At 65.7% G+C, this 23,147-nt stretch carries 19 protein-coding genes; 2 read left to right on the forward strand and 17 right to left on the reverse strand.

Annotated elements, in window-relative coordinates:
- Positions 1-106: 106 nt before the first annotated feature.
- Together BMZ97_RS00575 and BMZ97_RS00580 are read right to left on the reverse strand one after the other, a co-directional pair.
- Entirely contained in the window at positions 107-1,261 is a 1,155-nt protein-coding gene (locus BMZ97_RS00575; RefSeq protein WP_092164377.1) for an acyl-CoA dehydrogenase family protein, read from the reverse strand.
- 31 nt (positions 1,262-1,292) lie between these two features.
- Positions 1,293-2,438: a CaiB/BaiF CoA transferase family protein gene (locus tag BMZ97_RS00580; RefSeq protein WP_092166439.1), complete on the reverse strand. Its 1,146-nt coding sequence runs from the start codon at positions 2,436-2,438 to the stop codon at positions 1,293-1,295.
- 320 nt (positions 2,439-2,758) lie between these two features.
- On the opposite strand from BMZ97_RS00580, the gene BMZ97_RS00585 reads away from it, so the two are divergent.
- Positions 2,759-4,192, forward strand: coding sequence for an aldehyde dehydrogenase family protein (locus tag BMZ97_RS00585; protein WP_092164380.1), 1,434 nt, complete (start codon positions 2,759-2,761; stop codon positions 4,190-4,192).
- Between the two features lie 395 nt (positions 4,193-4,587).
- The gene (locus tag BMZ97_RS00590) at positions 4,588-5,313 is read left to right on the forward strand and encodes a class I SAM-dependent methyltransferase (RefSeq protein WP_092164382.1); all 726 of its coding nucleotides are present in this window, start codon (positions 4,588-4,590) and stop codon (positions 5,311-5,313) included.
- On the opposite strand, the gene BMZ97_RS00595 is transcribed toward BMZ97_RS00590, so the two are convergent.
- The 15 genes from BMZ97_RS00595 to BMZ97_RS00665 all read right to left on the reverse strand — a co-directional run bounded on the left by BMZ97_RS00595 (position 5,300) and on the right by BMZ97_RS00665 (position 22,676).
- Entirely contained in the window at positions 5,300-6,424 is a 1,125-nt protein-coding gene (locus tag BMZ97_RS00595; protein WP_175525380.1) for a zinc-dependent alcohol dehydrogenase family protein, read from the reverse strand. The genes BMZ97_RS00590 and BMZ97_RS00595 overlap by 14 nt on opposite strands.
- Before the next feature lie 198 nt (positions 6,425-6,622).
- On the reverse strand, positions 6,623-7,585 hold the full coding sequence (locus tag BMZ97_RS00600; protein WP_092164396.1) for a LysR family transcriptional regulator: 963 nt from the start codon (positions 7,583-7,585) through the stop codon (positions 6,623-6,625).
- 275 nt (positions 7,586-7,860) lie between these two features.
- Positions 7,861-9,738 (reverse strand): bifunctional sugar phosphate isomerase/epimerase/4-hydroxyphenylpyruvate dioxygenase family protein, encoded by a 1,878-nt coding sequence (locus BMZ97_RS00605; RefSeq protein ID WP_092164398.1) that lies wholly within the window; start codon positions 9,736-9,738, stop codon positions 7,861-7,863.
- The gene (locus BMZ97_RS00610; protein WP_092164401.1) at positions 9,735-10,796 is read right to left on the reverse strand and encodes a Gfo/Idh/MocA family protein; all 1,062 of its coding nucleotides are present in this window, start codon (positions 10,794-10,796) and stop codon (positions 9,735-9,737) included. The genes BMZ97_RS00605 and BMZ97_RS00610 overlap by 4 nt, the downstream gene beginning before the upstream one ends.
- Positions 10,797-10,932: 136 nt before the next feature.
- Complete coding sequence (locus tag BMZ97_RS00615) at positions 10,933-11,670, reverse strand: ABC transporter ATP-binding protein (RefSeq protein ID WP_092164403.1); 738 nt, start codon at positions 11,668-11,670, stop codon at positions 10,933-10,935.
- Positions 11,671-11,680: 10 nt separating this feature from the next.
- Positions 11,681-12,460 (reverse strand): ABC transporter ATP-binding protein, encoded by a 780-nt coding sequence (locus tag BMZ97_RS00620; protein ID WP_092164405.1) that lies wholly within the window; start codon positions 12,458-12,460, stop codon positions 11,681-11,683.
- Entirely contained in the window at positions 12,460-13,470 is a 1,011-nt protein-coding gene (locus BMZ97_RS00625; RefSeq protein WP_210188192.1) for a branched-chain amino acid ABC transporter permease, read from the reverse strand. Before BMZ97_RS00625 ends, BMZ97_RS00620 begins: the two co-directional genes overlap by 1 nt.
- Positions 13,467-14,345 (reverse strand): branched-chain amino acid ABC transporter permease, encoded by an 879-nt coding sequence (locus tag BMZ97_RS00630; RefSeq protein ID WP_092164407.1) that lies wholly within the window; start codon positions 14,343-14,345, stop codon positions 13,467-13,469. Before BMZ97_RS00630 ends, BMZ97_RS00625 begins: the two co-directional genes overlap by 4 nt.
- A 185-nt stretch (positions 14,346-14,530) precedes the next feature.
- Complete coding sequence (locus BMZ97_RS00635; RefSeq protein ID WP_092164409.1) at positions 14,531-15,667, reverse strand: ABC transporter substrate-binding protein; 1,137 nt, start codon at positions 15,665-15,667, stop codon at positions 14,531-14,533.
- 76 nt (positions 15,668-15,743) lie between these two features.
- Entirely contained in the window at positions 15,744-16,628 is an 885-nt protein-coding gene (locus tag BMZ97_RS00640) for a shikimate dehydrogenase (RefSeq protein WP_092164411.1), read from the reverse strand.
- Positions 16,629-16,728: 100 nt separating this feature from the next.
- A complete protein-coding gene (locus BMZ97_RS00645; RefSeq protein ID WP_092164413.1) occupies positions 16,729-17,673 on the reverse strand; it encodes a LysR family transcriptional regulator in 945 nt (314 codons plus the stop codon).
- A gap of 257 nt (positions 17,674-17,930) precedes the next feature.
- Complete coding sequence (locus BMZ97_RS00650; protein ID WP_092164415.1) at positions 17,931-18,908, reverse strand: Csu type fimbrial protein; 978 nt, start codon at positions 18,906-18,908, stop codon at positions 17,931-17,933.
- Positions 18,899-21,328, reverse strand: coding sequence for a fimbria/pilus outer membrane usher protein (locus BMZ97_RS00655; protein WP_244546248.1), 2,430 nt, complete (start codon positions 21,326-21,328; stop codon positions 18,899-18,901). The genes BMZ97_RS00650 and BMZ97_RS00655 overlap by 10 nt, the downstream gene beginning before the upstream one ends.
- A 10-nt stretch (positions 21,329-21,338) precedes the next feature.
- A complete protein-coding gene (locus BMZ97_RS00660) occupies positions 21,339-22,058 on the reverse strand; it encodes a fimbrial biogenesis chaperone (RefSeq protein WP_092164420.1) in 720 nt (239 codons plus the stop codon).
- A 132-nt stretch (positions 22,059-22,190) separates the two neighbouring features.
- Entirely contained in the window at positions 22,191-22,676 is a 486-nt protein-coding gene (locus BMZ97_RS00665) for a Csu type fimbrial protein (protein ID WP_092164423.1), read from the reverse strand.
- Positions 22,677-23,147: the final 471 nt, after the last annotated feature.

The following is a 23,147-nucleotide window of genomic DNA, read 5'->3' on the forward strand; positions in this document are numbered from 1 at the left end:
CGGTCTCACCGCGGACGGTTCAAGCCAACGATATCTGGCCTACACCTCACCCCTGCCCCTCTCCTTACAGGAGAGGGGTTCCCCGCGCCTTTTCCTCAAATGGGTTTCAGTATGACCTGGGCATGCCCAGCACATGCTCGGAAAGATAGGACAGGATCAGATTGGTCGAGATTGGCGCGACCTGGTAGAGGCGGGTCTCGCGGAACTTGCGTTCGATGTCGTATTCCTCGGCGAAGCCGAAGCCGCCATGGGTCTGGATGCAGGCATTGGCCGCCTCAAAAGACGCGTCCGCCGCCAGCATCTTGGCCATATTGGCTTCCGCCCCGCAGTTTTCGCCGGCCTCATAGAGCCTGACCGCCTCGCGCACCATCAGCTCGGCGGCACGCATATTGGCGTAAGCCCTGGCGATCGGGAATTGGACGCCCTGGTTCTGGCCGATCGGCCGGCCGAAGACCTGGCGCTCCCTGGCGTAGCCGGAGGCCTTCTCGATGAACCATTTCGCATCGCCGACGCATTCGGCGGCGATCAGGATACGCTCGGCGTTCATACCCGACAGGATGTAGCGGAAACCCTTGCCCTCCTCGCCGATCAGATTTTCCGTGGGCACGCGGACATTGTCGAAGAACACCTCGGTGGTGGCATGGTTCATCATCGTACGGATCGGCGCGATGGTCAGGCCGGCCTTCAAGGCCTCGCGCATGTCGAGCACGAAGACGGAGAGACCTTCGGTGCGCTTGGTGACCTGCTCGCGCGGCGTGGTGCGGGCGAGCAGCAGCATCAGGTCCGATTGCGCCGCCCGGCTCGTCCAGATCTTCTGTCCGTTGACGATGTAATGGTCACCCTCGCGCCGCGCTGTCGTGCGCAGCGAGGTCGTGTCGGTGCCGCTCGTCGGTTCGGTGACGCCGAAGGCCTGCAAGCGCAATTCACCCGAGGCGATCCTGGGCAGGTAGCTCTGCTTCTGTTCAGATGAGCCGTGCCTGAGCAGCGTGCCCATGATGTACATCTGCGCATGGCAGGCCGCACCATTGCAGCCCTGGCGCTGGATCTCCTCCATGATCACGGTGGCGGCCGAGAGCGAGAGGCCCGCGCCACCATACTCCTCCGGGATCAGCGCCGAGAGGAAACCGCTTTGCGTCAGCGCAGCGACGAACTCCGTCGGATAGGCCATCTCGCGATCGAGCTTGCGCCAGTATTCGCCGGGAAAGCCGGCGCAGAGTTTCGCGACGGCGTCGCGGATATCGGTGTGATCTGCGTCTTGCATCGAAGCGCTTCTTGTTTCGTCGAGGGAGGGGTCAGGCCGGGGAAGCGATGGCTTTGGGAGTGAACTCGGCCCGCAACGCCTCGTCATGCTCGCCGAGCGCCGGCACGCGCCGCATCGCGATGCGCTCGCCATCGACGATCACCGGCGGCGCCAACACCTCGATGGGGCCGGCCGGCGTCTCCACCGTGAGCGTCGTCGCCGCGACATGCGTGATCAGGTCACCGACGCTGGAGACCGTGCCATAGGCGATGGCGTGGCGGTCGAGCGCGGCGGCGACCTCGGCGAAGGGCCGCGCGCTCAGGATCGCCCCGATCGCCGCATCGAGCGCCTTGCGCTCGCGCACGCGCAGCACATTGCTGGCGTAACGCGGCTCCGTCGCCAGCGCCTCGCTGCCCAGCACCTCGCGAGCCAGGATCTGCCATTCGCGTTCGCTCTGGATCGAGATCAGGATGTTGCCGTCGGCAGTAGTGAAGACGCCATAGGGAGCGATCGAGGGATGAGCAAGACCGACGCGCGGCGGCTCGATGCCGCCATAGCGGCGCGTCAGATAAGGCACGTTCATCAGGTCGCCGAGCGTGTCGAACAGCGAGAGCTGGATCGCCGAGCCCTGGCCGGTCCGCGCCCGCCGCAGCAGCGCTTCCAGGATCGCCGCATAGGCGGCTTGTCCCGTTGCAATGTCGGCGATCGAGACGCCGATGCGGGAGGGGCCGGAATCCTCGGTCCCGGTGATGGCCGAAAGACCCGATTCCGCCTGTATCAGGAGGTCATAGGCCTTGCGGCTGTGATGCGGCGTGCCGGGCGCGTAGCCGGAGACGTCGCAGGTGATCAGCCTGGGATAGCGCTGGCGCAATTCGGCGGCGCCCAGGCCCAGACGCGTCGTCGCGCCCGGCGCGAGATTCTGGATGAAGACGTCGGCTTCAGCCAGCATGGCCTCGACCATGGCGCGGTCGTCCTGCTGCTTCAGGTCGACCCGGCAGGATTCCTTGCCGCGATTGATCCAGACGAAATAGGAGGAGAGGCCCAAGGCGTAGTCGTCATAGCCGCGCGCGAAATCGCCCTCGGCGCGCTCCAGCTTGATGACACGCGCGCCCGCATCGGCGAGCTTGCAGGTCGCGGTCGGCACGGCGACCGCCTGCTCCAGCGCCACCACCAGAATTCCCTCGAGAGCGTCTGCCATCATCACGCCGTTCATCCTCGTCGTCGGGCGGAAACAGGCATCTCCGGCGTGCCGAGGTCAAATCGTGTTTTCCGATGGGGGGCATAGCGAAAACCAGACGCCTGTCGCTTCATCCATTATCGGCATGGCCCCGCCGCTTTATCGCTCTTGCAGGCCGCGTGTCGCTGGTGCACCGCTGCATTCACGATCGCACGCGGCCGGTCAGGCCTGCTTCAACACAAGGGACGGGGAAGGGATCGGATGGTCGCGACGAATTTGGCCGCGACATCCGGCGCTGCCCTGTCGGCCGCCGGGCGACCTCGATTCTCTGGAGGAACCGCATGAATCAGCACTTCATCAACGGCCGCTATGTCGCTGGCCAGACGGGTGAAACCATCGCCAAGCTGGCGCCGGCGACGGGCGAGGAATTCGCCCGCATCGCTTGCGGCAACGCGGCCGACATCGACGCCGCGGTCAAGGCTGCCCACGCCGCCTTCGAGGGCGCTTGGGGTAAATTGACGGCAGCCGAGCGCGGTCGATTGATCTCGAAGCTCGGGCTCAGGCTGCAGGACCATTTCGAGGAGCTGGCCAGGCTCGAGGCGCGCGACACCGGCAAGCCGATGGCGCAGGCTAGGGCCGATATCGACGCGACCGCGCGCTATTTCGAGTTCTATGGCGGCGCCGCCGACAAGGTGCATGGCCACGTCATTCCATTCCTGAACGGCTACAGCGTCAGCGTGGTGCATGAGCCGCATGGCGTCACCGGCCATATCCTGCCCTGGAACTATCCGGCGCAGATGTTCGGCCGCTCGCTCACCGCCTCGCTCGCCATGGGCAATGCGGTCGTGCTGAAGCCGGCCGAGGATGCCTGCGCCACGGCCTTCCGCCTTGCCGAACTCGCGAGCGAGGTCGGCTTTCCCGACGGCGCGATCAACATCGTCGCGGGGCGCGGCCATGAGGCCGGCGCGGCGCTCTCCTCGCATCCGGGCATCGCCTTCATGTCCTTCACCGGCTCGCCCGAAGTCGGCAAGATGGTGCAGCACGCCTGCGCCGACCACCTGATCCCCTGCACGCTCGAACTCGGCGGCAAATCGCCCCAGATCGTCTTTGACGACGCCGATTTCGATGCCGCGGTGCCGATCGTCTGCAAGGCCATCGTCCAGAACACCGGGCAGACCTGCTCGGCCGGCAGCCGCGTGCTGGTGCAGAAGAGCGTCTATGACGCGTTCGTCGGCGCGGTCGCCCAGCAGTTTTCGAAGCTGCGCGCCGGCACGCCGGAGATGGATCTCGATTGCGGCCCGGTGATCAACGCCAAGCAGCGCGGCCGCGTACAGAGCTTCATCGACCAGGCGCGCGAGCAGGGCATCCCGGTGCTGGCCGAGGGGCAGATCGCCCAGGGCGTGCCCAATGGCGGCTTCTTCGTCACGCCGACCCTGTTCGGCCAGGTGCCGCGCGGCAACCGGCTGGAGCAGGAGGAGGTCTTCGGGCCGGTGCTGTCCGCCTTCTCCTTCGAAGATGAAGAGGATGCCATCAAGCTGGCCAATTCAACCGATTACGGCCTCGTCGCCGCGGTCTGGACCAAGGATGGTGGCCGCCAGCAGCGTGTCTCGCGGCGCGTCCGGGCCGGCCAGGTCTTCATCAACGGCTATGGCGCCGGCGGTGGCATCGAACTGCCCTTCGGCGGCACCGGCAAGAGCGGCCATGGCCGCGAGAAGGGCTTCATCGCGCTGGAGGAGTTCGCGGTCACCAAGACGATCGTGCACAAGCACGGCTAGAGCATCGGCCCGAAAGGTGGAATCCGGTTTTCGGAAGAAGCCGATGCCGTAGAGCGTTTTCGAGCGAAGTGGAGATCGCTTCGCGCGAGGAAGACGCGTTAAAGCGATGATCTGGATCAATTGAGCGATCCAACTGGATCGGAAATTGCTCTAGAGCCGGATGATTTCAAACGGAGTCACAAAGTGACTCCGTTTGAAATCTGAATCCGTCTCTCATCTAAAAGTGAGAGCAGGACCAATGCGAAAAACCGGTTCCCACTTTTTCGCATCCTGCTCTAAGCCGGCGGAGAGGCTTGCGGATCGAAGGCGAGGACTACTAAACGGCGAGAGCGGCGGCGCAGGGTCGGAAAACGCGACCTTGCGCCGGCTCGCCGTCAGCGCAACCATCGCAGAACATGAATCGACCCGTAGGCGATACCCTCGATATCCTCGAAAGCCTCTTCGCACCGTTGCAGGGGCGGCGCATGCTCGACATCGGCTGCGGTGGCGGCCATCTCATGCAGGGCCTCGCCGAACGCGGCGCGCGTGTCGCCGGGGTCGACATCGATGAGACGGCGGTCGAGGCGGCACGCCGTGCGGTGCCAACAGCCTATGTGCAGAAGGCCGGCGCCGAGCACCTGCCCTTCAACGATGCGACCGTCCATGTCGCGATCTTCCTCAACAGCCTGCACCATCTGCCGGTGCCCAACATGCTGCTAGCTCTGGAAGAGGCGGCCCGCGTTGTCGGCAAGGGCGGCAGCGTCGTCGTCATCGAGCCCTTGTCCGAGGGCACGTTCTTCGATGCGCTGCGGCTGATCGAGGACGAGACGACGGTGCGCCAGGCCGCACAGGACGCGATCATCCGCGCTGGGCGGCGCGGCATCCTGGGTGAGTGCCGGCGCATGGAGTACGACCGCGTCGAGGCGTTTTCCGACGCCTCGGCCTTCATCGAGCGCGCCGTCGGGGTCGATGCGACGCGCCGGGGGCGCGCCAGGGAGGCGCTGGAGAAGATGCTGGCCCGGTTCGAGACGCTCTCGGAGCGGGGCGCGCACGGCTATCTGCTGCGCCAGCCCCTGCGCCTGCACCATCTTAAGGTGCCGGTCGGCCCGCCACCGGTCGTCAACCCGCTCACATACGGATGACGTGCCGGATGGTGCGCCCCTCGTTCAGCGCGTCAAAGCCTTCATTGATGCCATCGAGCCCGCTGGTGCTGGTCAAGAGCTTGTCGACCGGCAGCTTGCCGCGCAGGTAAAGCTCGATGAAGCGCGGGATGTCGCGCACGGGGATGCAGGAGCCCACATAAGAACCCTTCAGCGTGCGCTCCTCGCCGACGAGCCTGACCGGCGCGAGCGAGAGCGTATGCGCCGGGTTGGCGAGTCCGGCGGTGGTGGTCGTGCCGCCGCGCCTGGTGATCTGATAGGCAAGGTCGAGCGCCTTGACCGAGCCCGCCATCTCCAGCCCATGATCGACGCCGCCCTTGGTCGCTGCCCGGATTGCCTCGACCACGCCGGGATCGCCGGCATTGAACGTGTCCGTCGCGCCCAATTCGCGCGCGATTGCAAGCTTGTCCTCGGCAAGATCGACGGCGATGACGCGCGAGGCGCCGCAGGCTGCCGCCCCCATCAGCGCGCTCAGGCCCACCCCGCCGAGGCCGACGACGGCGACCGTCTCGCCGGCGCGGATCTTTGCTGTGTTCACCGCTGCGCCGACGCCGGTCAGCACGGCACAGCCGAATAAGGCCGCGATCTCATGGGGGATGTCGGCCTCGATCTTCACCAGCGAATGGCGCGAGATCACGGCATACTCGGCAAAGGCGGAGACGCCGACATGGTGATGTACAGGCCGGCCGTTGGCGGAGAGCCTTCGCCCGCCGCCAATCAGTTCACCGATGCCGTTGGCGGCGTTGCCGGGCTCGCACAGGGCAGGGCGGCCCTCGCTGCAAGGCGAGCAATGCCCGCAGGATGGCACGAAGACCATGATGACGCGGTCGCCCTGCTTGAGGTCCTGCACGCCCGGACCGGTCTCGACCACCTCGCCCGCCGCTTCATGGCCGAGCACCATGGGGACGGGGCGAGGGCGGTTGCCGTCGATCACCGAGAGGTCGGAGTGGCATAAGCCCGCCGCGCGCACCCTGACCAGCACCTCGCCGGTGCCGGGCGGCGCGAGCTCGACCTCCTCGATCGACATCGGCTTGCTCAGCGCATAGGGCGCCGCGACGGGGCTGGCATTCAGGACGGCGGCACGGATTTTCAAGGCGCGTTTCCTCGGATTTTGCAGTGTCTGGCCTGCGGTTCGACCCGCCGTCATTGCGAGGAGCGAAGCGACGAAGCAATCCAGGAGGACGTAATGTACTGCCGCTCCTGGATTGCTTCGCTGCGCTCGCAATGACGGCTTGGCTCTCGATTGCGAAATTCGGGCGGCCGCCGGCGCCTGTCAAAGACGAAAACGCGATCAGCCATATAAGGCGGGTGGATCGTCATCTTCGCCCAGCGTCGCCGTCCAGCTCTCGTCGCTGACGAGCCCGCGCAGGATCTCCCAGGACAATTGGCCGATGGCGCGCGCAGCCGCCGGTATCGGCCGTTCGGTCGAATAGGCGAGATAGACCTTGCGGTAGAGCGAGGGCTGCGCGATGCGCCAGGTCTGGAAGAGACCAGCCTTCTCCTGCGCGCGGACCGCCATGCGCGGCAGGATGCTGTAGCCCAGGCCGCGCTCGGCCAGCCGCTTGATCTGCGTATAGGATTCGATCTCGATCGCGGGCTGGATCGCGGCGCCGACGCTTAGCGCCGCCTCGTCGATCTGGTCGCGCAGGCCGTGGCCGATCCCGGGCAGGATGAGGTCGACAGCCGCTGCCTCGGAGAGCGTCACCGTGCCGCCGGGCGGCGTCTTCACCGCATCGAGCGTGGGCGGGCCGAACAGGCACAACTCCTCGGTCAGGATATGATGGATGCCGAGCCCCTTGGGGTCCGAGATCGTATAGATCACGGCGAGATCGACCTCGCCCCGGCGCAGCCAGTCGAGCACGAAGCCGCTCATCGCCTCGGCGATGCGGATGCGCACGGCAGGATAGCGCTCGCGCGCCGCCTGGATCAGGGGCACGCTGAACTGTTCGCTGACCGTGCCGGGCAGGCCGATGCGGACCTCGCCGCCGGGTGCGGCGGTCTCGCCGCGGACGCTGTCGCGCAATTCGGCGAACTCCGCCAGGATCGCCCGGGCGCGCAGCAGGAGCCGCTCGCCGGCCTCCGTCGGCAGCACGCCGCGGGTGCCGCGATGCAGCAGCGCGACGCCGAGCTCGTCTTCCATATGGCGCAGATGCTGGCTCAGCGCCGGCTGCGCCACGCGCAGCTTGGTGGCGGCCTTCGAGAACGAGCCCTGTTCGACGATCGCGGTGAAATAGCGAAGCTGGCGCAAATCCATCGCTGGGTTTCTCGGTTCCTGGCCGGTCGCTGAGGCCTTGCCGACGTTGGTAGCGCCGCCCACAAACGATGGCCAGCGCAGGCCTGGCGCAGCGGCATGCACCGGCCGGGGCGATTCCTGAAATTGGAACGATCACAGGCGCTTGGCGCGATCGCTTGAATCAGTTTGCACGCCCTGGGGGACGTCTCCTGCCCCAGCTTTCGCTTATGCCGGATAGAGCGAAGGGGTCTTGGGCACGCCCTTGGGCACTAGGTGCCGCACGTGCCGGACGACGCTCAGCCCTCCCTCAAGGGCCGCGGCACCGTCACAGGCCGCGCCTCTCTTGCCTGCGAGGCGAGGCGGACGGCTGCGTTCACCGCGCCGAAGCCGGCATAGCCCCCGCGCCGCTCGACGATCTCGAAGAAGAAGCGCTGCGCGAAGACATGGGTGTAGACCTGCAGGAACTCGGCCTCGCCGTCGCGGTCATAGAGGATGTGGTGCTCGCGCAAGGCGTCGATGAAGTCCGGATCGAGCCCGTGCCGGGCCTCCAGGTCCTCGTAGTAGTTCTCGGGGATGTCGAGGAAGGAGAGGCCCGCGGCCCGCATCGCCGTCACCGCCGCGAAGATGTCGGGCGCGCTGAAGGCGATATGCTGCACGCCTGAGCCGAAATGCTCGGAGACGAAGCGTGAGGACAGGGTCCGCGTCGCCTGCGAGCCGTTGAGCACGAAGCGCAATGAGCCGTCGGCGCTGACGATCGGCCGGCTCTCGACGAGGCCGGCGGGATCGGCGATCGCGGTTTGTGGGATACGCTCGAGATGGAAGAGCGAGGTGTAGAACAGCAGCCAGGACAGCATCTCCTCATAGTCCATCGACTGGGAGATGTGATCGACGCTTTGCAGGAGGGCGGGCGCAGGCGCGGCGGCATCGGGCCTGGCGACAAAATCCTTCTCCCAGATATGGGCGAGTTCGCCGGTGGCTTGAGTAAAATAGATCAATGAGCCGCCGACGCCGCGAATGGCTGGGATATGCATCTCGCCGGGGCCGACGGGCTGCTCGAAGGCCGTGATCTTCAGATCCCGCGCCCGGGCCATGGTCTGCTCGACATCGTCGACGCGCAGGCAGATCGCGCAGACGCCGGGGCCATGCATGATCGCATGCGACTGAGCGAAGCCGTCCTTCTCGGTGTTGAGCACGAGGTTGATGCCGCCCTGGCTCCAGCGCGTCACCATCTTGCTGCGATGCGTGCCGGTTTGCTGGAAGCCCAGAGCCTTGAATAAAGCTGCGAGATCGGCAGCCGTATCCTCGTCCAGCGCGAATTCGAGGAACTCTACGCCCTCGACATGCGCGCGCGGCGGCAGATGCGGCGCCGTCTGGTCGGCGAGCGCGATCAGCGAGCGCATGCCGTCGGTTGCGAGCCGGCGGGCCGAGCCGGCCCGGAACTGGTCGTTGAAGATCTCGTGCGAGAGCGGCCCGGAATAGCCCGTCGCTTCGACCGCTTTGACGAAGTCGGCGACGGCAAGGTCGCCCTGGCCGGGAAAGCAGCGGAAATGCCGGCTCCAGCTCAGCACGTCCATGTCGAGCCTCGGCGCATCGGCGAGCTGGACGAGGAAGATGCGATCGCCGGGGATCGAGGCGATCGGCTCCAGCGGCGATTTGCGCGCCAGCGTGTGAAAGGAATCGAGGATCAGCCCGATGCGCTCGTGATCGGCGCGGCGCACGATCTCCCAGGCGTCGCGATAGTCGTTGACATGGCGACCCCAGGCCAGGGCCTCGAAGCCGACGCGCACGCCGAATTTCGCCGCGAGCTCGCCGAGTTCGCGCAGATCGGTGGCCGCCCGGTCGATGCCGCCGAGCGATTGCGGCGAGACGTTCGAGCAGATCAGCATCAGCTCGGCTCCGAGCTCGTTCATGATCGCGAATTTGCGCTCGGCCCGGGCGAAGGTTCGCGCCCGCAGCGGCTCGGGCATGCCCTCGAAGTCGCGGAAGGGCTGGAAGGCAGAGATCGTCAGGCCGAGATCGGCGATCATCTTGCCGACATCGCGCGGGCTGCCGTCAAAGGTCAGGAAATCGTTCTCGAAGACCTCGACCGCGTCGAACCCGGCCGCGGCGATGGCCTGTAGCTTCTCCGTGAGATCGCCGCTGAGCGAGACGGTCGCGATTGAGGTCGGGTTCATGCCGCTTGCGCCCTTGCCTGGTGGTCGATGGTGACGAGACATCCACGCCGCGCAGCCTCACTGATGGCCTCGACGACCGCAAGCGTGCGGGCGGCATCAGCGGCGCTGGTGATGGGCTGCTCCGTGCCGCGGATCACGGCGCAGAAATGCCGGAGCTGCTCGGCCAGGGGCTCGACGGGAGCGACAGCGCGGCTTTCCCGCAGCAAAGGCTCCCACCAGCCCTGCTTGCCCTCATAGCGCCAGAGCTCGAGCTTCGGCAGCGATAGCGAGCCCTCGCTGCCGGCGATCAGGTAGCAATGCCCGTCGCGCTGGGGATAGGCTTTGTTCTCGCCCGATGAGAGCTCCCAGCTCCAGGGCGCGGGCGTGGCGTCGGAGACGGTCGCCGTGCCGAGCGCGCCATTGGTGAAGCGGAAGGTGAGGGCGGCGGTGTCCTCCACGGCAAAGCCGCGCGTGGCGTTCGAATGCATGGCCTGCACCGCGTCGATCTCGCCGCAGATGAAGCGCAGATTGTCGATGTCGTGGATCAGGTTGATCAGCACCGGGCCGCCCCCGGCTTCGCGCCGCCAGGCGACGTCGAAATAATCGTCGGGCTTGCGGATCAGGAACAGCGAGTTGATCGCCACCAGTCGGCCGATGCCGCCGTCCTGCACGATCTTGCGCGCCGCCTTGACGATCGGGTTATGGCGGCGGTGATGGCCGGCGAGGACCGGTATGCCGGTGCGCGCCTGTGCCTCGACCAGCTTCTGCGCTGAAGCCACGCTCTCGGCCAGCGGCTTCTCGACCAGCACCGGGACGCCGGCTTCCAGGCAGGCGAGCGCGCCCGGCACATGCAAGACGTTGGGCGTGGCGATGATCGCGCCATCGGGCGTCATCGCCGCCAGCATCGCCTCGGGCGAGGCAAACCAGGGCGTGCCGCGTTCCGCCGCGAGCGCCCTGGCTGCGTCCGTCGGATCGCAGATCGCAGCGCAGGCGCAGTCGGGGGACGCGTCGAGGCGCTGCAGATGGGCGCGCCCGATGAGGCCCGCGCCGATGAGGGCGATGTTCAGCTTGGCGCTCATGCGAGATATCTCGATCGGAGCGTTCTTCCCGTCATGCTCGGCCTTGTGCCGAGCATCCACGTCTTGGACACTGCCTTCGACGAGGGAAGACGTGGATGGCCGGGACAAGCCCGACCATGACGGAGAGGGCTCGCCATCATGCCGCCTCCGTCATGGCGCCGCCCAGGAACAACTGGCCGACGCGCGGATCGGCGAGGATCTCGGCCGCCGGTCCCTGCATCCGGGTCTGGCCGAGTTCGAGCACCAGCCCTTCATCGGAAATCTCCAGCGCCGAGCGGGCGTTCTGCTCGACCATCAGGATCGTCACGCCTTTCGACCGAAGCTCCATGAGAATCGCAAAAGTCTCCTGCACCATCATCGGGGAGAGGCCGATCGAGGGTTCGTCGATCAGCACCAGCTTGGGATCGAGCAGGAGGCCGCGCACGATCTCGAGCTGCTTCTGCTCGCCGCCCGAGAGTGTCGAGGCCTGGTTGTCCGCTTTGCGGCGCAAGGCCGGAAAGCGGTCGAGTGCGGCCTCCAGGCGCTTGGGCATGTCGGTGATATGGGAGCCGGCGGCGACGGCGCCCAGCTCGATATTGTGGCGCACCGAGAGCTCGGGGAAGATGTTGCGTCCCTGCGGCACATAGCAGATGCCGGCTTCCAGCAGCTTGCGCTGGTTCCAGTTGGTGATGTCGGCTCCCTCCAGCCGGATCTGGCCTTCGCGCACCTTGAGCAGGCCGAAGATCGCCTTGAACACGGTCGATTTGCCGGCGCCGTTGGGGCCGATCACGGTGGTGATCGCGGCGCGCGGGATCTTGAAGGTCGTGCCGTTCAGGATGGTCATGGCGCCGTAGCCGCCGACCACGCCGTCGAGTTCGAGGATGGGTGTGCTCATGACGCTCTCCTCAATGCCCCAGATAGGCTTCGATGACCGCCGGGTTGGCCCTGACCTCAGCCGGCGTGCCCTCGGCCAGCACCTTGCCTTCGGCCAGCACGATCACTCGCGAGCACAGCGACATGACGAAATCCATGTTGTGCTCGATCACCACGAAGGTTGCACCCTGTTCGGCGTTGATGGCGCGCAGTCGCTCCTTCAGGTCGCCCAGCATGGTCAGGTTGACGCCGCCAGCCGGCTCGTCGAGCAGCACGAGGCGCGGGCCGGCCATGAAGGCCATCGCTGCGTCGAGCAGCTTCTGCTGGCCGTAGGAGAGCCCGCCCGCCTTCTCGTCGATGAGATGGCCGAGCTTGAAGAAGCTGATCATCTGGTCGGCCTTCTTGGACAGCCCAGCGTCGCGCGCCCCGAAGAAGCGCGACAGCATCGAGCCCTCATGCTCCTGGCCGGCGAGGATCAGGTTCTCGCGCACCGAGAGCTCGGGGAAGACCTGCAGCAGCTGGAAGGTGCGGCTGACGCCGCGCCGGTTGAGCTCGGAGGGACGCAGATTGGTGACGTCCCGGCCGTCGAGCTTGACCGAGCCTTCGGTCGGCTCAAGCTGGCCGAGGATGCAGTTGAACAGGGTCGACTTGCCGCAGCCATTGGGGCCGATGATGCCGAGGATCTCGCCCTCATTCACCGAGAAGGAGACCCCGTTGACGGCCTTGATGCCGCCGAACGCCTTGTGCAGGTTGGTGACTTCCAGAACCTTGTTGGCTTCAATGACCTTGTTGGCTTCGAGAACCTGGGCCATCAGCGCGCTCCCGTCTTGCCGCTAACCTTCGCCCAGCCGCGCTCCAGCAGCCCGCTCACCCCTTGCGGGCAGGCGATCAGCAGCAGCATGACGATGGTGGCGAAGATGATGAGATAGAGCGAACCGGCAAAGCGCAGCCATTCCGGCAGAACGACGCCGAGCAGCGCGCCGATGAAGGGGCCAAGCAGATAGCCCGAGCCGCCCGCGACCACCATCAGCAGCAGGAAGAAGCTCTGCGACAGCGAGAAGGGCGAGGGGTCGATGAACTCGACCAGCGGGGCGTAGAGCGCACCGGCAAAGCCCGCATAGGCCGAGCCGATGGCGAAGGCGAGCAGGGTATAGGTGCGGGTATCGACGCCCAGGCTCGCGGCACGGATCGGATTTTCGCGCAAGGCGGTGAAGGCGCGACCCCAGGGGCTGCGGATCATCCACCACAGCACGACCGCGAGGATGAAGGTCACGACGACGACGAAGCGGTGGAATTCGAGCGCGCCGAACAGCTTGATGCCGAAGAACTCCGGCCGGTTGATGTTGGCGATGCCGAAGACGCCACCGGTGAGCCATTGCTCATTGCGCATGATCAGCCAGATCAGCGTCGAGAAGGCGAGCGTGACGAAGGCGAGGTAATGCGCCTTGACCCTCAGCGCCGGGAAGCCGAGCACGAGGCCGACCGCGAAGGTCAGCAGGCCCGACAGAGCGAAGGCGGCATACCAGGAGACGCCGTATTTCGTGGTCAGGATCGCCGTCGTGTAGGCCCCCAACCCCATGAAGGCGGCTTGGGCGAGCGACTTCAACCCGGCATAGCCCAGCGTCAGGTTCAGGCCCATCACCGCCACGCTCATCACCAGCCAGAGCGAGAGCACATAGGTGCCGTAGCGGCCCATGCCGACCGGGGCAAACCAGAGGATGACGGCGCCCGCCATCAGCGTGAGCAGCGAACCATCGACGAAAGCGGGCAGGGAGAGGCGGCTGCGCTGCGGCAGGCTCTCATGCGTTGCGGGCGCGGTCATACGCGGCGCTCCTCTTTGCGGCCCATCAGGCCTTCCGGCTTGAGCAGGATGACGACGACGAGCAGGACGAGCGGCACGGCAAGCCGGTACTGCGTCGAGATGTAGGCGGCGGCCATGCTGTCGACGATGCCGACGATCAGCCCGCCGACGAGCGCGCCGCGGACCTGGTTGAAGCCGCCGACGATCGCCGCGATGAAGGCGAACAGGCCGATGACCTCGCCATTGGAGAACTTCGCCAGATAGATCGGCGAGATCAGCACGGAGGCGACGACGGCGAGCGCGGCGTTGATGACGAAGGTCAGCAGCACCATGCGCTCGACCGGGATGCCGAGGATGCGCGCGACCGTCGGGTTCTGTGCGGTCGCCTGCATCTGGCGGCCGAGGCGGGTTCCGCCGACGAACCATTGCAGCGCGCCGATGACCGCGAAGGCCACCGCGATGATCGCCAGATGCTGCAGCGAGATCGAGGCGCCGAAGACCTGGATGGTTTGCGAGGGCACGAAGGAGGGGAAGTTCTGCGCCTCGGCCGAAAAGCCGTCCTTGGCGCCTTCCTTCATGATGATCGACAGCGCCATGGTCGCGATGGCCAGCGGCAGCACGCCATGCTTGATCATCGGATCGACCACGGTGAGCTTGAAGCCGACGCCGAAGATTAGGATGAAGGCGGCGATGCCGATCAGCGCGCCCAACCAGATCGGCGCGCCGAACAGCTTGATAGCGAGCAGGACGAGCACGGCCGGCAGCATGACGAACTCGCCCTGGGCGAAGTTGATCGTCTGCGAGGTCTGCCAGACCAGCGTGAAGCCGATGGCGGCGAGCGCATAGATCGCGCCCGTTGCGATGCCGGCGATGAGATAGGCGATGAATTCGGCCATGGCTTGGTGCCCTGCGATGGAGCGTCATGGTCGGGCCTGACCCGACCATCTCTGGATGAAGGCAGGCTCGTCGCCCTCACCGTCATTGCGAGGAGCGAAGCGACGAAGCAATCCAGGGGGAGGCGGAGCGCTGCCGCTCCTGGATTGCTTCGCTGCGCTCGCAATGACGGGAGCGCGCTCGCGCCTTACGGCTTGAGCTTCGGCAAGGTGGAGGTGATCACCTGCTTGCCGTTGATCACCTCGGCGAGGAAGCTTTCGCGGTCGAGGTCGCCGTTCTGCTCGATCGTGGTCTCCATCAGGATCCCGGGCTCCTCGGAGGGCTTGATCGTCGCGCCGCGCAGCGTGTCGGCGACGCCCTTCTTGTCGAACTTCTTCTGCTTCTCGGTCGCCCATTTGACCATGTAGACGGCCATATAACCCTTCAGGCCGTTATGGTCGGGGGTGTAGTTGAATTTGGCGATGAACTTCTTGCCGAACTCCTGGAAGGCCGGGATCGGCGCCTCGATCGAGAGCCCGACATGGCCCTTGACGCCGTTGGCGGCTTCGCCCGCGAGCTCGATCACCTTGGCGCCGAGCAGGGTGGTCTCGCCGATCATCGGCTTGGCGATGCCCTGCTGCTTGGCAGCGCGCAGGAAGCGGGCGCTCTCCTCCTCGTTCAAATAGACGAAGACGGCGTCGGCATTGGCGTTCTTGATCTTGATCGCGTCGGCGGCGAAATCGGCCTGGCCCTGTTCGGTGGCGACATCGACGGCGACCTTGATGCCGGCCTTTTCAAGCTCGGGAATGATGGCGTCGCGCCCGCCCTTGCCGAAATCGTTATTGACCCAGACGACGGCGACGGAACCTGCCTTCACGGTGTTCTTCAGGTAATTGGCGATCTTGGGCATCGCTGCAGTCTGGCTGAGCGAGGTCCGGAACAGATACTGATTGCCCTGCTTGGTCAGGCCGGCCGCCTCGCCACCGACGATCTGGGCAATTTCGGCGCGCTGGGCGATCTGCATGGAGGCGCCGATCGGGCCGGAGAAGACCGGGCCGAGCACCGCATAGGTGCCCTCATCAATGGCGCGCTGCACGGCGGCCCGGGTGTTCCCGGGATTGCTCTGGGTATCGTAATGCACGATCTCGATCTGCTTGCCGAGAATGCCGCCCTTGGCGTTGATCTCGGCGACGGCAAGATCGACGCCGCTCTTCCAGTTGGTGCCCGAGGTCGCGCCCGGGCCCGAGAGCTCGATCACGTCGACGAGCTTGACCTTGTCCTGTGCCAGCGCCGGCAGGCCAAGGCCCGCCGTCAGCACCGCTGCGATGATCCAATGCCTCTTCATGGTGTCGTCTCCTCCGATCGGTTTGGTCTTGTGTCTCGCCCGGTTCTTCGGGTCGTCTTCAGGATGCGGGTCGTCGTCAGGCTGCGCGGTGCGTGGCCTCCTGCGCCGCCAGGGTTTCGTCGAAGGCCTGGGCGATCGCGCTATGCGATGGCGCCTGGCCCGTAAACAGCGCGAAGGCGTCGATGGCCTGGTTGATGCTGAGCTCGCGCCCCGTCATCACCGTTGCGCCGGCGCTTTGAGCGGCTTTCAGCAGCGGTGTCCAGAGCGGATGATAGACCGCGTCCGCAACCCACTGGGATCTGTCGATGAGCCCGGCGGGGACGGGCGTGTCGCGGTTCGGCAGCATGCCGATCGGCGTGCCGTTGACGATGCCCGCCGCACCGCTGACGGCGGCCTCCACGCTCGCCGCTATCTCTACGGTTGCGTGCTGGCCAAGCTGCGCCGCCAGAGCCGCGGATTTGGCCGGGTCGAGATCGAACAGGCGCAGTGTCTTGACGCCGCAGGAGGCGAGCGCGAAGCCGATGGCCTTGCCGACACCGCCGGTTCCGATGATCGCGACGGGCGCGTCGCCATCCCTGCGCTTCAGCGCGCGATAGGCCGTGGCGAAGCCGCTGGCATCGGTGTTGTAGCCCGTGAGCAGGCCGTCCCGCACGACCACGGTGTTGACCGCGCCCATGGCTGCGGCCTCGGGCGCAAGCGCGTCGAGCAGCGGGATGACCGCTTCCTTGTAGGGGAAGGTGATGTTGAGGCCGGAAAAGCCGAGCCGGCGTACGCCGTCCAGGATCACCGCGAGATCGGCCTCTTTGGCGCCTGCGATGTCGATGAGGTGGTAATGCAGCTCGAAGCCGGCGGCACCAGCCGCAGCCTCGTGCATCGCGGGCGCGGCGGAATGCGAGATCGGCGAGCCGATCAGCCCGAGCAGCACGCGCTTCGTGCGGTTGGCTATGGGAAAAGCCGGCATATCCGTCCCTCGCGGCTCGCTCGTCATCTCAGCGAGCGTTGCCGAGCGTCACATAGCCCGATTTGACGGGATAACGCGATAACCAATCCATCGCCATTACCTAACCTGATGTTATTTTCGGCAGCGAGGATTGGGCGGCCAATTGTGCGCGCGGCGTCACCACCGCGTTCATCTCCTCGCGCAGCAGCGCCACAAAGGTTTCGGCATAGAGCGAGGGCGCCTTGTCGTTCTTCACGGCGACATAGGTCTGGAACCGCGTCGGCTCGGCGATCGGGATCGTGGTGATGCCTTGCATCGAGCCATGCGCCACGGTGAACTGGTCGATCACGGCGATGCCGAGCCCGGCACGCACCAGCGAGCACACCGTCGTGCCGAAGCGCGCCTTGATGACCATGTCATAGGCGAGGCCCTGCTGCTTGAAGATCTCGGCCATGACCCGGCCATAAGGGTCGTTGGGGTCGATGCCGATCAGGGGGTGCTGCACGATCTCAGCGGCGGAGATCGATTGACGCCCGGCGAGTTCGTGGCCGTCTGGTACGATGCAGAGCAATTCGCCCTGGCTCAATGGCACGAAATCGATGCCGGGATGGTCGAGCTTGTAGCTCATCGCCGCGATCTCGCCCTTGCCGAGCAGGAGATAGTCGAGCGCCTCCTCGATCTTCAGAATGTTGATGTCGAGCCTGAGGTCGGGATGCTTGCGCCGCAGCCGCTCGATTGCGCGCGGCACCATGACATGGCAGATGCTCGGCACCGAGCCGATCCGGAGCTCGATGCCGCCGCCGCGCTCGATGCGGGCGAGCGTGTAATGCAGGTCGTCGACCTTCTTATAGACGCCGTTGATCTGCTCGAAGATGTCGTTGGCCTCAGGGGTAGGCACATAGCGCCCATGCCGACGCTCGAACAGCTTGAGCCTGAGCGTGCGCTCGGTGTGCTTCATCAGGCGGCTGATGCCGGGCGCCGAGACGTTGAGGAGTTTTGCCGCGCCCGAGATCGTGCCGGTGATCATGATGGCGCGGATCACCTCGATCTGGCGCAAGGTCAGCATGAATGGCGTTTCCCTCGAAGGTTCTTGGCTTTTGCGCAAGCGGAGGGGAGGGCGAGGGTGGAGTCAAGCAGGACGATGTTCGAGTCTGAGCTTCTCGCCCCGACCTTAGCCGAGGTTGCTGATGGGGCGTCTGCCCCCCGGAATTGGCCCGTTGCCGACATCGGGAACGTCTGCTTCCGGGCCGGCGGTCGGAGATGTCGATGGCGCTTTTATCTTGGTGGATTTCGAAGTTTCGGCGCCATGAGGCGTCTTCGAGTTCAATAGGTCACCGACACGACAATCGTGTCGCTGTAGAGCCCGGGCGACGGGGTCGCTTGTACAGGCACGCGCCCATAGACCGTTGCAGTCTGGGCCACCCCGTTTCCTGTTGCCGAAAGCGTATCGCTACCCAGCGTCTGGCCAAAGGCCTGTGTTCGGGCCGCGTTCCGATAGAGACCGTATGTTACGATCTCGGCTCCCTTGGTCATGCGCCGCAAGGTCGGGTTGGTCGCCCCCGAGAGGCCGCCATCGAGGCCGATCTGGTACGACGTCCCATTGGTGCAAGTCGGAGCCAGCGTCGTGCTCGCATCATGCTGGGCGCTGAGGACGCCAAATGAGCCGAAGCTCAGATTGTTGGTGGTGACGCGGCAGGTCGCGGGCACATTGGCCGTGACCGCGAAGCTCGTCGTCTGCGAGTTCGTCAGCAGGTTGCACCCGAGCAGGAAGGATAGAAGCCCATAGCGGATCCGCGCATCGGTTCCGGTGAAGCTGCTGGAATAGGAGAGCGGGGCGACGGTCGCCTGGCCGCTGTAGACGCGGCCAAAGATCGTCTGGCTGCGGCTGCCGCTGCCGCCTGCCGACAGGACGATATTGAAGCCCACCGGCGAGGCGCTTCCCCCCGGCCAGGCACCGGAGCCCCATGGCGATCCGGCGGAAGCATCGCTGAAGAGCCCATAGCGAAGCTGGTCGGCACCATTCAGCATGAAGCGATTGGCGGCGCTGGTGCCGCCACCCGAACCCGGCCCGAGGTCGAGACAGACCCCGACCGTCGAGAACGCGAGCCCAGTACACGATACCGTCGCCGTCGCGCTGGCATCCACCTGCGCATTGGCGGTCACGTCGATATCGCCGAAGGCCAGCGGCGTGATGCTCAGCGAGCAGGACTGCGCCGCAGCCGGAGCCTCGATCGACAGCAGGGCCAGCACGGCGATTGCCGGCAGGGCCAGACAACGCCGGAAGAAGCGTCTTACCGACATGACACGGGCCCTAGCGTGACCTGCGTGGCTTGACGCGGTTCAAAGGAAAAATGGGCCCGGCATTCGCCCTTATCGAGCTGGACCACGATGTCGTTGCCGGGCCCTAGATTCTCGACGAAGGCGCGCCCGTCATAGCCAACGACGAATTCGGGTGCCGCCGCCGTCCCGCGCAGCCCGGGCTGAAGCGCGCCGCTCAGACCTGCCCGGAGCGGCTTGCCGTCGGCGCCATGCAGGATGACGATCGCCGCGTTCGAGGCTGATCTGACGCCGAAATCGACCACGACCCCGGCGCGATCTGTCGGGGCCAGGACCTCCAGCGTCGTCTCGGCGAGCGAGGTCACGGGGAGCCCGCGAGGGTCGATCGAAACCTTGTTGGACTGGTAGGATCGCAAGGTCGGAATCAGCGCGTTGCCGCTGGCGTTGGTGCGCGCGACGACGCGGTTCTCGTAAAGGACATCAACGTCGGGAGCTCCCGCCTTGGCAACCGCGAAGGCATCGTCGATGCGATTGCCCAGAAACAGATCGCTGCCGGCCAGCGCGATGGAACCGTCGAGCTGGGCCGTTCCCGAGAGCCGATCGCCGGCCTGCGTCACGCCGGCTTCGATCTGGCCATAATTGCCGCGATAGGCGAGCGATGCCGAGCGTCGCTGCTGGCCGCCCTGGCCCTCGACATCGCGCACGCGCCAGCCGACACTGCCAACCTCCTGCCGGAGCGGCTTGCTGACATCGGCGGCGAGCGCCCAATTTGCGCCGGAGCGGCTCGTGCCTGTCGACGCGGTGATGTCGGCGCCGAAGGGGAAGGACAAGCCGGCGAAAATGCCGGCCGAGCGGCGATCATCCAGATCGGTGAAAACCGTCGCGTAGAACGACCCGCTGCCCGGCAGCGCACGGGTATAGCTTGCATTGACGACGCGGTTCGAGCGTCCGACAGCCGGCTTCACATGCGCGAAGCCGAAGCTGATGCCGCCGCCCAGCATGGGCGCGGGAAAGCCGACCGAGAGCCGGTCGAGCGCGCGCGGCGGCAGCAGGAGGCGCCCCCATGTGACAGCGTCCGCTGCCAAGGTTCCAGCCATCGCGACATAGCCCGCCACGCCGTTCGCGCCGGAAAGGTCGGCGACCGGCGGCACCGTGACCGAGGCGAGGTCGCGATATGCGCCGAGGCTCCGCTGCGATGAGGCCAGGAATGAGACACCCCAGAGCTGCGTCTCAAAGGAAAGATACGCCTGGCCGCCCGTCGCGCCACCCTGCCAACTGCCCGCTCCGGCCGCGCTGATAAGGCCGAACTGGCCGAGACCGAGCACGCCCCCGAGGCTCGCCGTGCCCAGCCCGTGCGTCGCCTCGGCATGCGCCAGCACCGTGACATTGTCGCTGAGCCCGTAGCGGGCGCTACCGGAGCCGGCGATGTCGCCGCCATAAATGCTCGACCGCAGCCCGTATTGCAGCCGGGGCGCGCCGATCTCGGCGGAGAAGTCGAACAGGCCTGGGCGCAGCAGCTTGCTCGAGACGATGAAGGGCAGGTTCGCCTCGGTCTGCTGGCCCGACGCATCCCGCACGACGACATTCGCATTGCCGTTTCCCGACAGGATCGGGATGTTGGTGATGCGGAACGGACCGCTGCCGACATCCTGGGAGATCGTCTTGGTGCCGTTGACGAAGACATCGACGGTCGAGGGAACGGCTGCGCTGCCGGTGACGCTGGGCAGGGGCAAGGTGATCAGGTCCGGCCGCAACCCGAAATTGCGCTGGACCTGCAGTCCGCCCATGCGGATCGGCCGGGTCCAGGCCAGGCCGCCCGAGATCATGTCGCCGGCACGGTAAGTCAGCATGGTGCCCGGATCGGAATAGCTCCAGCTCGTTTCCAGCCGCAGCACCTCTGTGCGCCCGCCGCCCGGCGACTGGTCGCTGACGATGCCCGTCTGTGACAGCACGCCGAACGGGCTAAAGACACGCGCATCGAGGCTCGCCGAAAGACTGGGATAGCGCCAGAAACTGCTGAATTGCTTACCCTCGGAACTGCCGAACAGTGTGTAGTTCAGCACGGCGCCGGTCCCGGCAGAACCGGCCGTCGGCGAAGGGACGTCCCTGGCTGCCGCGTCATAGGTCTTGGGCAGCCGACCCGCCTGCGGCAGTTGGATATCGATCCTCTGGGCCGCCTCATCATAGCGATAGGTCAAAGCGGGGATCGCGGAGAGGGGCACATCCTCATCCCGCTTGAATGCCTGGGGCACCCTGATGCCAAGTTCCTCGAGTTCCTTGCGGCGGGCCGAGACCTCGCCGTTCCCGCCCTGGTGAAAGGCTCCGATCAGCCCGATCGCCTGCCCGTCGAGGAGGACGTCGAGATGCAAGTCGCGTTCGGGGCGGCCATCGCCGGCTCGCCCTTCCGCAGCCCAGCAGGCATGACCGAGCATCAGCAGAAGCACCGCCAACGCCCTACCGTGCCGTTTGCACGGGGAATGTTGCATTGAACGGACCAGTTTCGGTCATGCCGGAGATGGTGACGCTTGCACCGGATTTCGTCGGGCGCGCCGGCGCGGCGATATCCCACCGCATCGAAGACCTGCCGAGGGAATACCCGAGCAGCCCTTTGCTCGCCGACAGCACCTGTCCCGACGCATCGCGCAGGGTTACGGCGGCCAGGCGAACGCGGGTGTCGCCGCTGTTGACGGCAGCCAGCGTGATGCCCCGGCCGTGCTGACCGGCGCTCCAGCTTATGGCGGGAGGCGAGGCCGACTTTCCCGTGAAGAAGACGGGGACGAGATGGCGCGTGACCAGCGCAACGGTCCCCGAGGCGCGCTTGGGTTTGGGCAACTCGTCGATGACGAGCCGGTAGGCCTCCTCCTTGTCCGGCGGCCGGCTGGCAACACGGATCACGCGCACCGTGTAGTCCTGGCGTGAACGCAGATCGACCAAGGGCGGGCTGGCGACGACATCGTTGGTCGGTTCGAGCCGCTCTACACCATTATCCTGTATCCAACGGAAGATTCGGAGCTGCGCGGTGATCGGCTCGACATCGGTGTTTCGCAGCGTGATCGTGGCGGTGGTCGCTGGCGCGGGCAGATCGAGCAGCACCGGCGCGACCTGCAGCGAGGCGGCGCTCGCCTGCCCCGCGAGGCTGGCCGCCAGGACGACGAGGGCAGACATGGTCTTCATCGCGTGTTTCCTTTCGAACTGGGCGCAAGAATCTGCCGGGCGACCCGCTCGGCGGCCTCCATCATTGCGAAGCGATCGGTTGCGTTGAGTTCTGCTGCGATGCCGCGGCTCACGCGGCGGCGGGGTTGCCCTTCAATAGGTGACCGTCACCGTGATCGTGTCGGAATAGAGTGCGGGGCCCGGCGTGGTCTGGACAGGCACCCGGCCATAGACCGTGAAGCTCTGTCCGGAGCCGTTTCCGGTTCCCGCGACCGTATCAGTTCCGATCGTCGTGCCCCAGTTCAGTGTCCGGCTGGCGTCGCGAAACAACGAGTAGTTCACCAGTCCCCCGGTGCCGCTCATCTGACGTGTCGTGACGCTCGCGCCGTTCACGCCTTGGTTGAGGCCGATCGTATAGGGCGTCGTGTTCGTGCACTGGACGGAGATTGTGCTCGTCGTGTCGATATTGGCAGCGAGGACGCCGACATTGCCGAAATTAAGGTCCGTCGCGCTCGCAACGACGCATGCGGTCTGTATATTAATCTGTACTTGAAAGTTCCCGACTGCCGTTGCAGCCCTAGAAGGAGACGAACACACCGCGCAAAAAAACGCAGCGATGGCGATTTTTGGCAAGATCATGGTGAAATCTCTTTCGATACTTACGATAATAGATTCCTACCGATGAAGGTTAGAACGGGATGGTTAATGCATCGTAAAAATTCAATCGAAAGTTGATTATTACAACCTGTGGGGGGGGGTATAAATTGACTTTGCGCAGGTCGATGGCTTCGCATTAGAACCTCACCTGAAAGACCGGGTCGCCAAATCGCGGCACAGCCACTGGCGACGGCCGGGCGAGAAGTGGCAGGCCTCCCATATGGACTTGCCAAGTTGCGACCAGGCTTGACGAAGCGCCGGAATCAAGCCGGGTTCGGTCTCACCTCGTTCAGGATGAACGCATGGCCGAAACAGAGGGCTCGGGCATGGCGGATGTTCATGCCGGCTGGTAGGGCTGGTGCACGAGGTCGCAGGCGTCCTAAGCAGAGATTCTTCGCGCCCTTGGCCGGCAGGATCTCGACGAGCCCTCGAAGCGCTGGGTAAGCCGATAGC

This window comes from Allobosea sp. OK403 (genome assembly GCF_900113835.1).
Classification (GTDB): domain Bacteria; phylum Pseudomonadota; class Alphaproteobacteria; order Rhizobiales; family Beijerinckiaceae; genus Allobosea.

Coding starts and splice junctions, on each gene's coding strand:
- BMZ97_RS00575 (WP_092164377.1), bottom strand. CDS start 1,261: ATGCAAGACGCAGATCACACCGATATCCGCGACGCCGTCGCGAAACTC.
- BMZ97_RS00580 (WP_092166439.1), bottom strand. CDS start 2,438: ATGGCAGACGCTCTCGAGGGAATTCTGGTGGTGGCGCTGGAGCAGGCG.
- BMZ97_RS00585 (WP_092164380.1), top strand. CDS start 2,759: ATGAATCAGCACTTCATCAACGGCCGCTATGTCGCTGGCCAGACGGGT.
- BMZ97_RS00590 (WP_092164382.1), top strand. CDS start 4,588: ATGAATCGACCCGTAGGCGATACCCTCGATATCCTCGAAAGCCTCTTC.
- BMZ97_RS00600 (WP_092164396.1), bottom strand. CDS start 7,585: ATGGATTTGCGCCAGCTTCGCTATTTCACCGCGATCGTCGAACAGGGC.
- BMZ97_RS00605 (WP_092164398.1), bottom strand. CDS start 9,738: ATGAACCCGACCTCAATCGCGACCGTCTCGCTCAGCGGCGATCTCACG.
- BMZ97_RS00610 (WP_092164401.1), bottom strand. CDS start 10,796: ATGAGCGCCAAGCTGAACATCGCCCTCATCGGCGCGGGCCTCATCGGG.
- BMZ97_RS00615 (WP_092164403.1), bottom strand. CDS start 11,670: ATGAGCACACCCATCCTCGAACTCGACGGCGTGGTCGGCGGCTACGGC.
- BMZ97_RS00620 (WP_092164405.1), bottom strand. CDS start 12,460: ATGGCCCAGGTTCTCGAAGCCAACAAGGTCATTGAAGCCAACAAGGTT.
- BMZ97_RS00625 (WP_210188192.1), bottom strand. CDS start 13,470: ATGACCGCGCCCGCAACGCATGAGAGCCTGCCGCAGCGCAGCCGCCTC.
- BMZ97_RS00630 (WP_092164407.1), bottom strand. CDS start 14,345: ATGGCCGAATTCATCGCCTATCTCATCGCCGGCATCGCAACGGGCGCG.
- BMZ97_RS00635 (WP_092164409.1), bottom strand. CDS start 15,667: ATGAAGAGGCATTGGATCATCGCAGCGGTGCTGACGGCGGGCCTTGGC.
- BMZ97_RS00640 (WP_092164411.1), bottom strand. CDS start 16,628: ATGCCGGCTTTTCCCATAGCCAACCGCACGAAGCGCGTGCTGCTCGGG.
- BMZ97_RS00645 (WP_092164413.1), bottom strand. CDS start 17,673: ATGCTGACCTTGCGCCAGATCGAGGTGATCCGCGCCATCATGATCACC.
- BMZ97_RS00650 (WP_092164415.1), bottom strand. CDS start 18,908: ATGTCGGTAAGACGCTTCTTCCGGCGTTGTCTGGCCCTGCCGGCAATC.
- BMZ97_RS00660 (WP_092164420.1), bottom strand. CDS start 22,058: ATGAAGACCATGTCTGCCCTCGTCGTCCTGGCGGCCAGCCTCGCGGGG.
- BMZ97_RS00665 (WP_092164423.1), bottom strand. CDS start 22,676: ATGATCTTGCCAAAAATCGCCATCGCTGCGTTTTTTTGCGCGGTGTGT.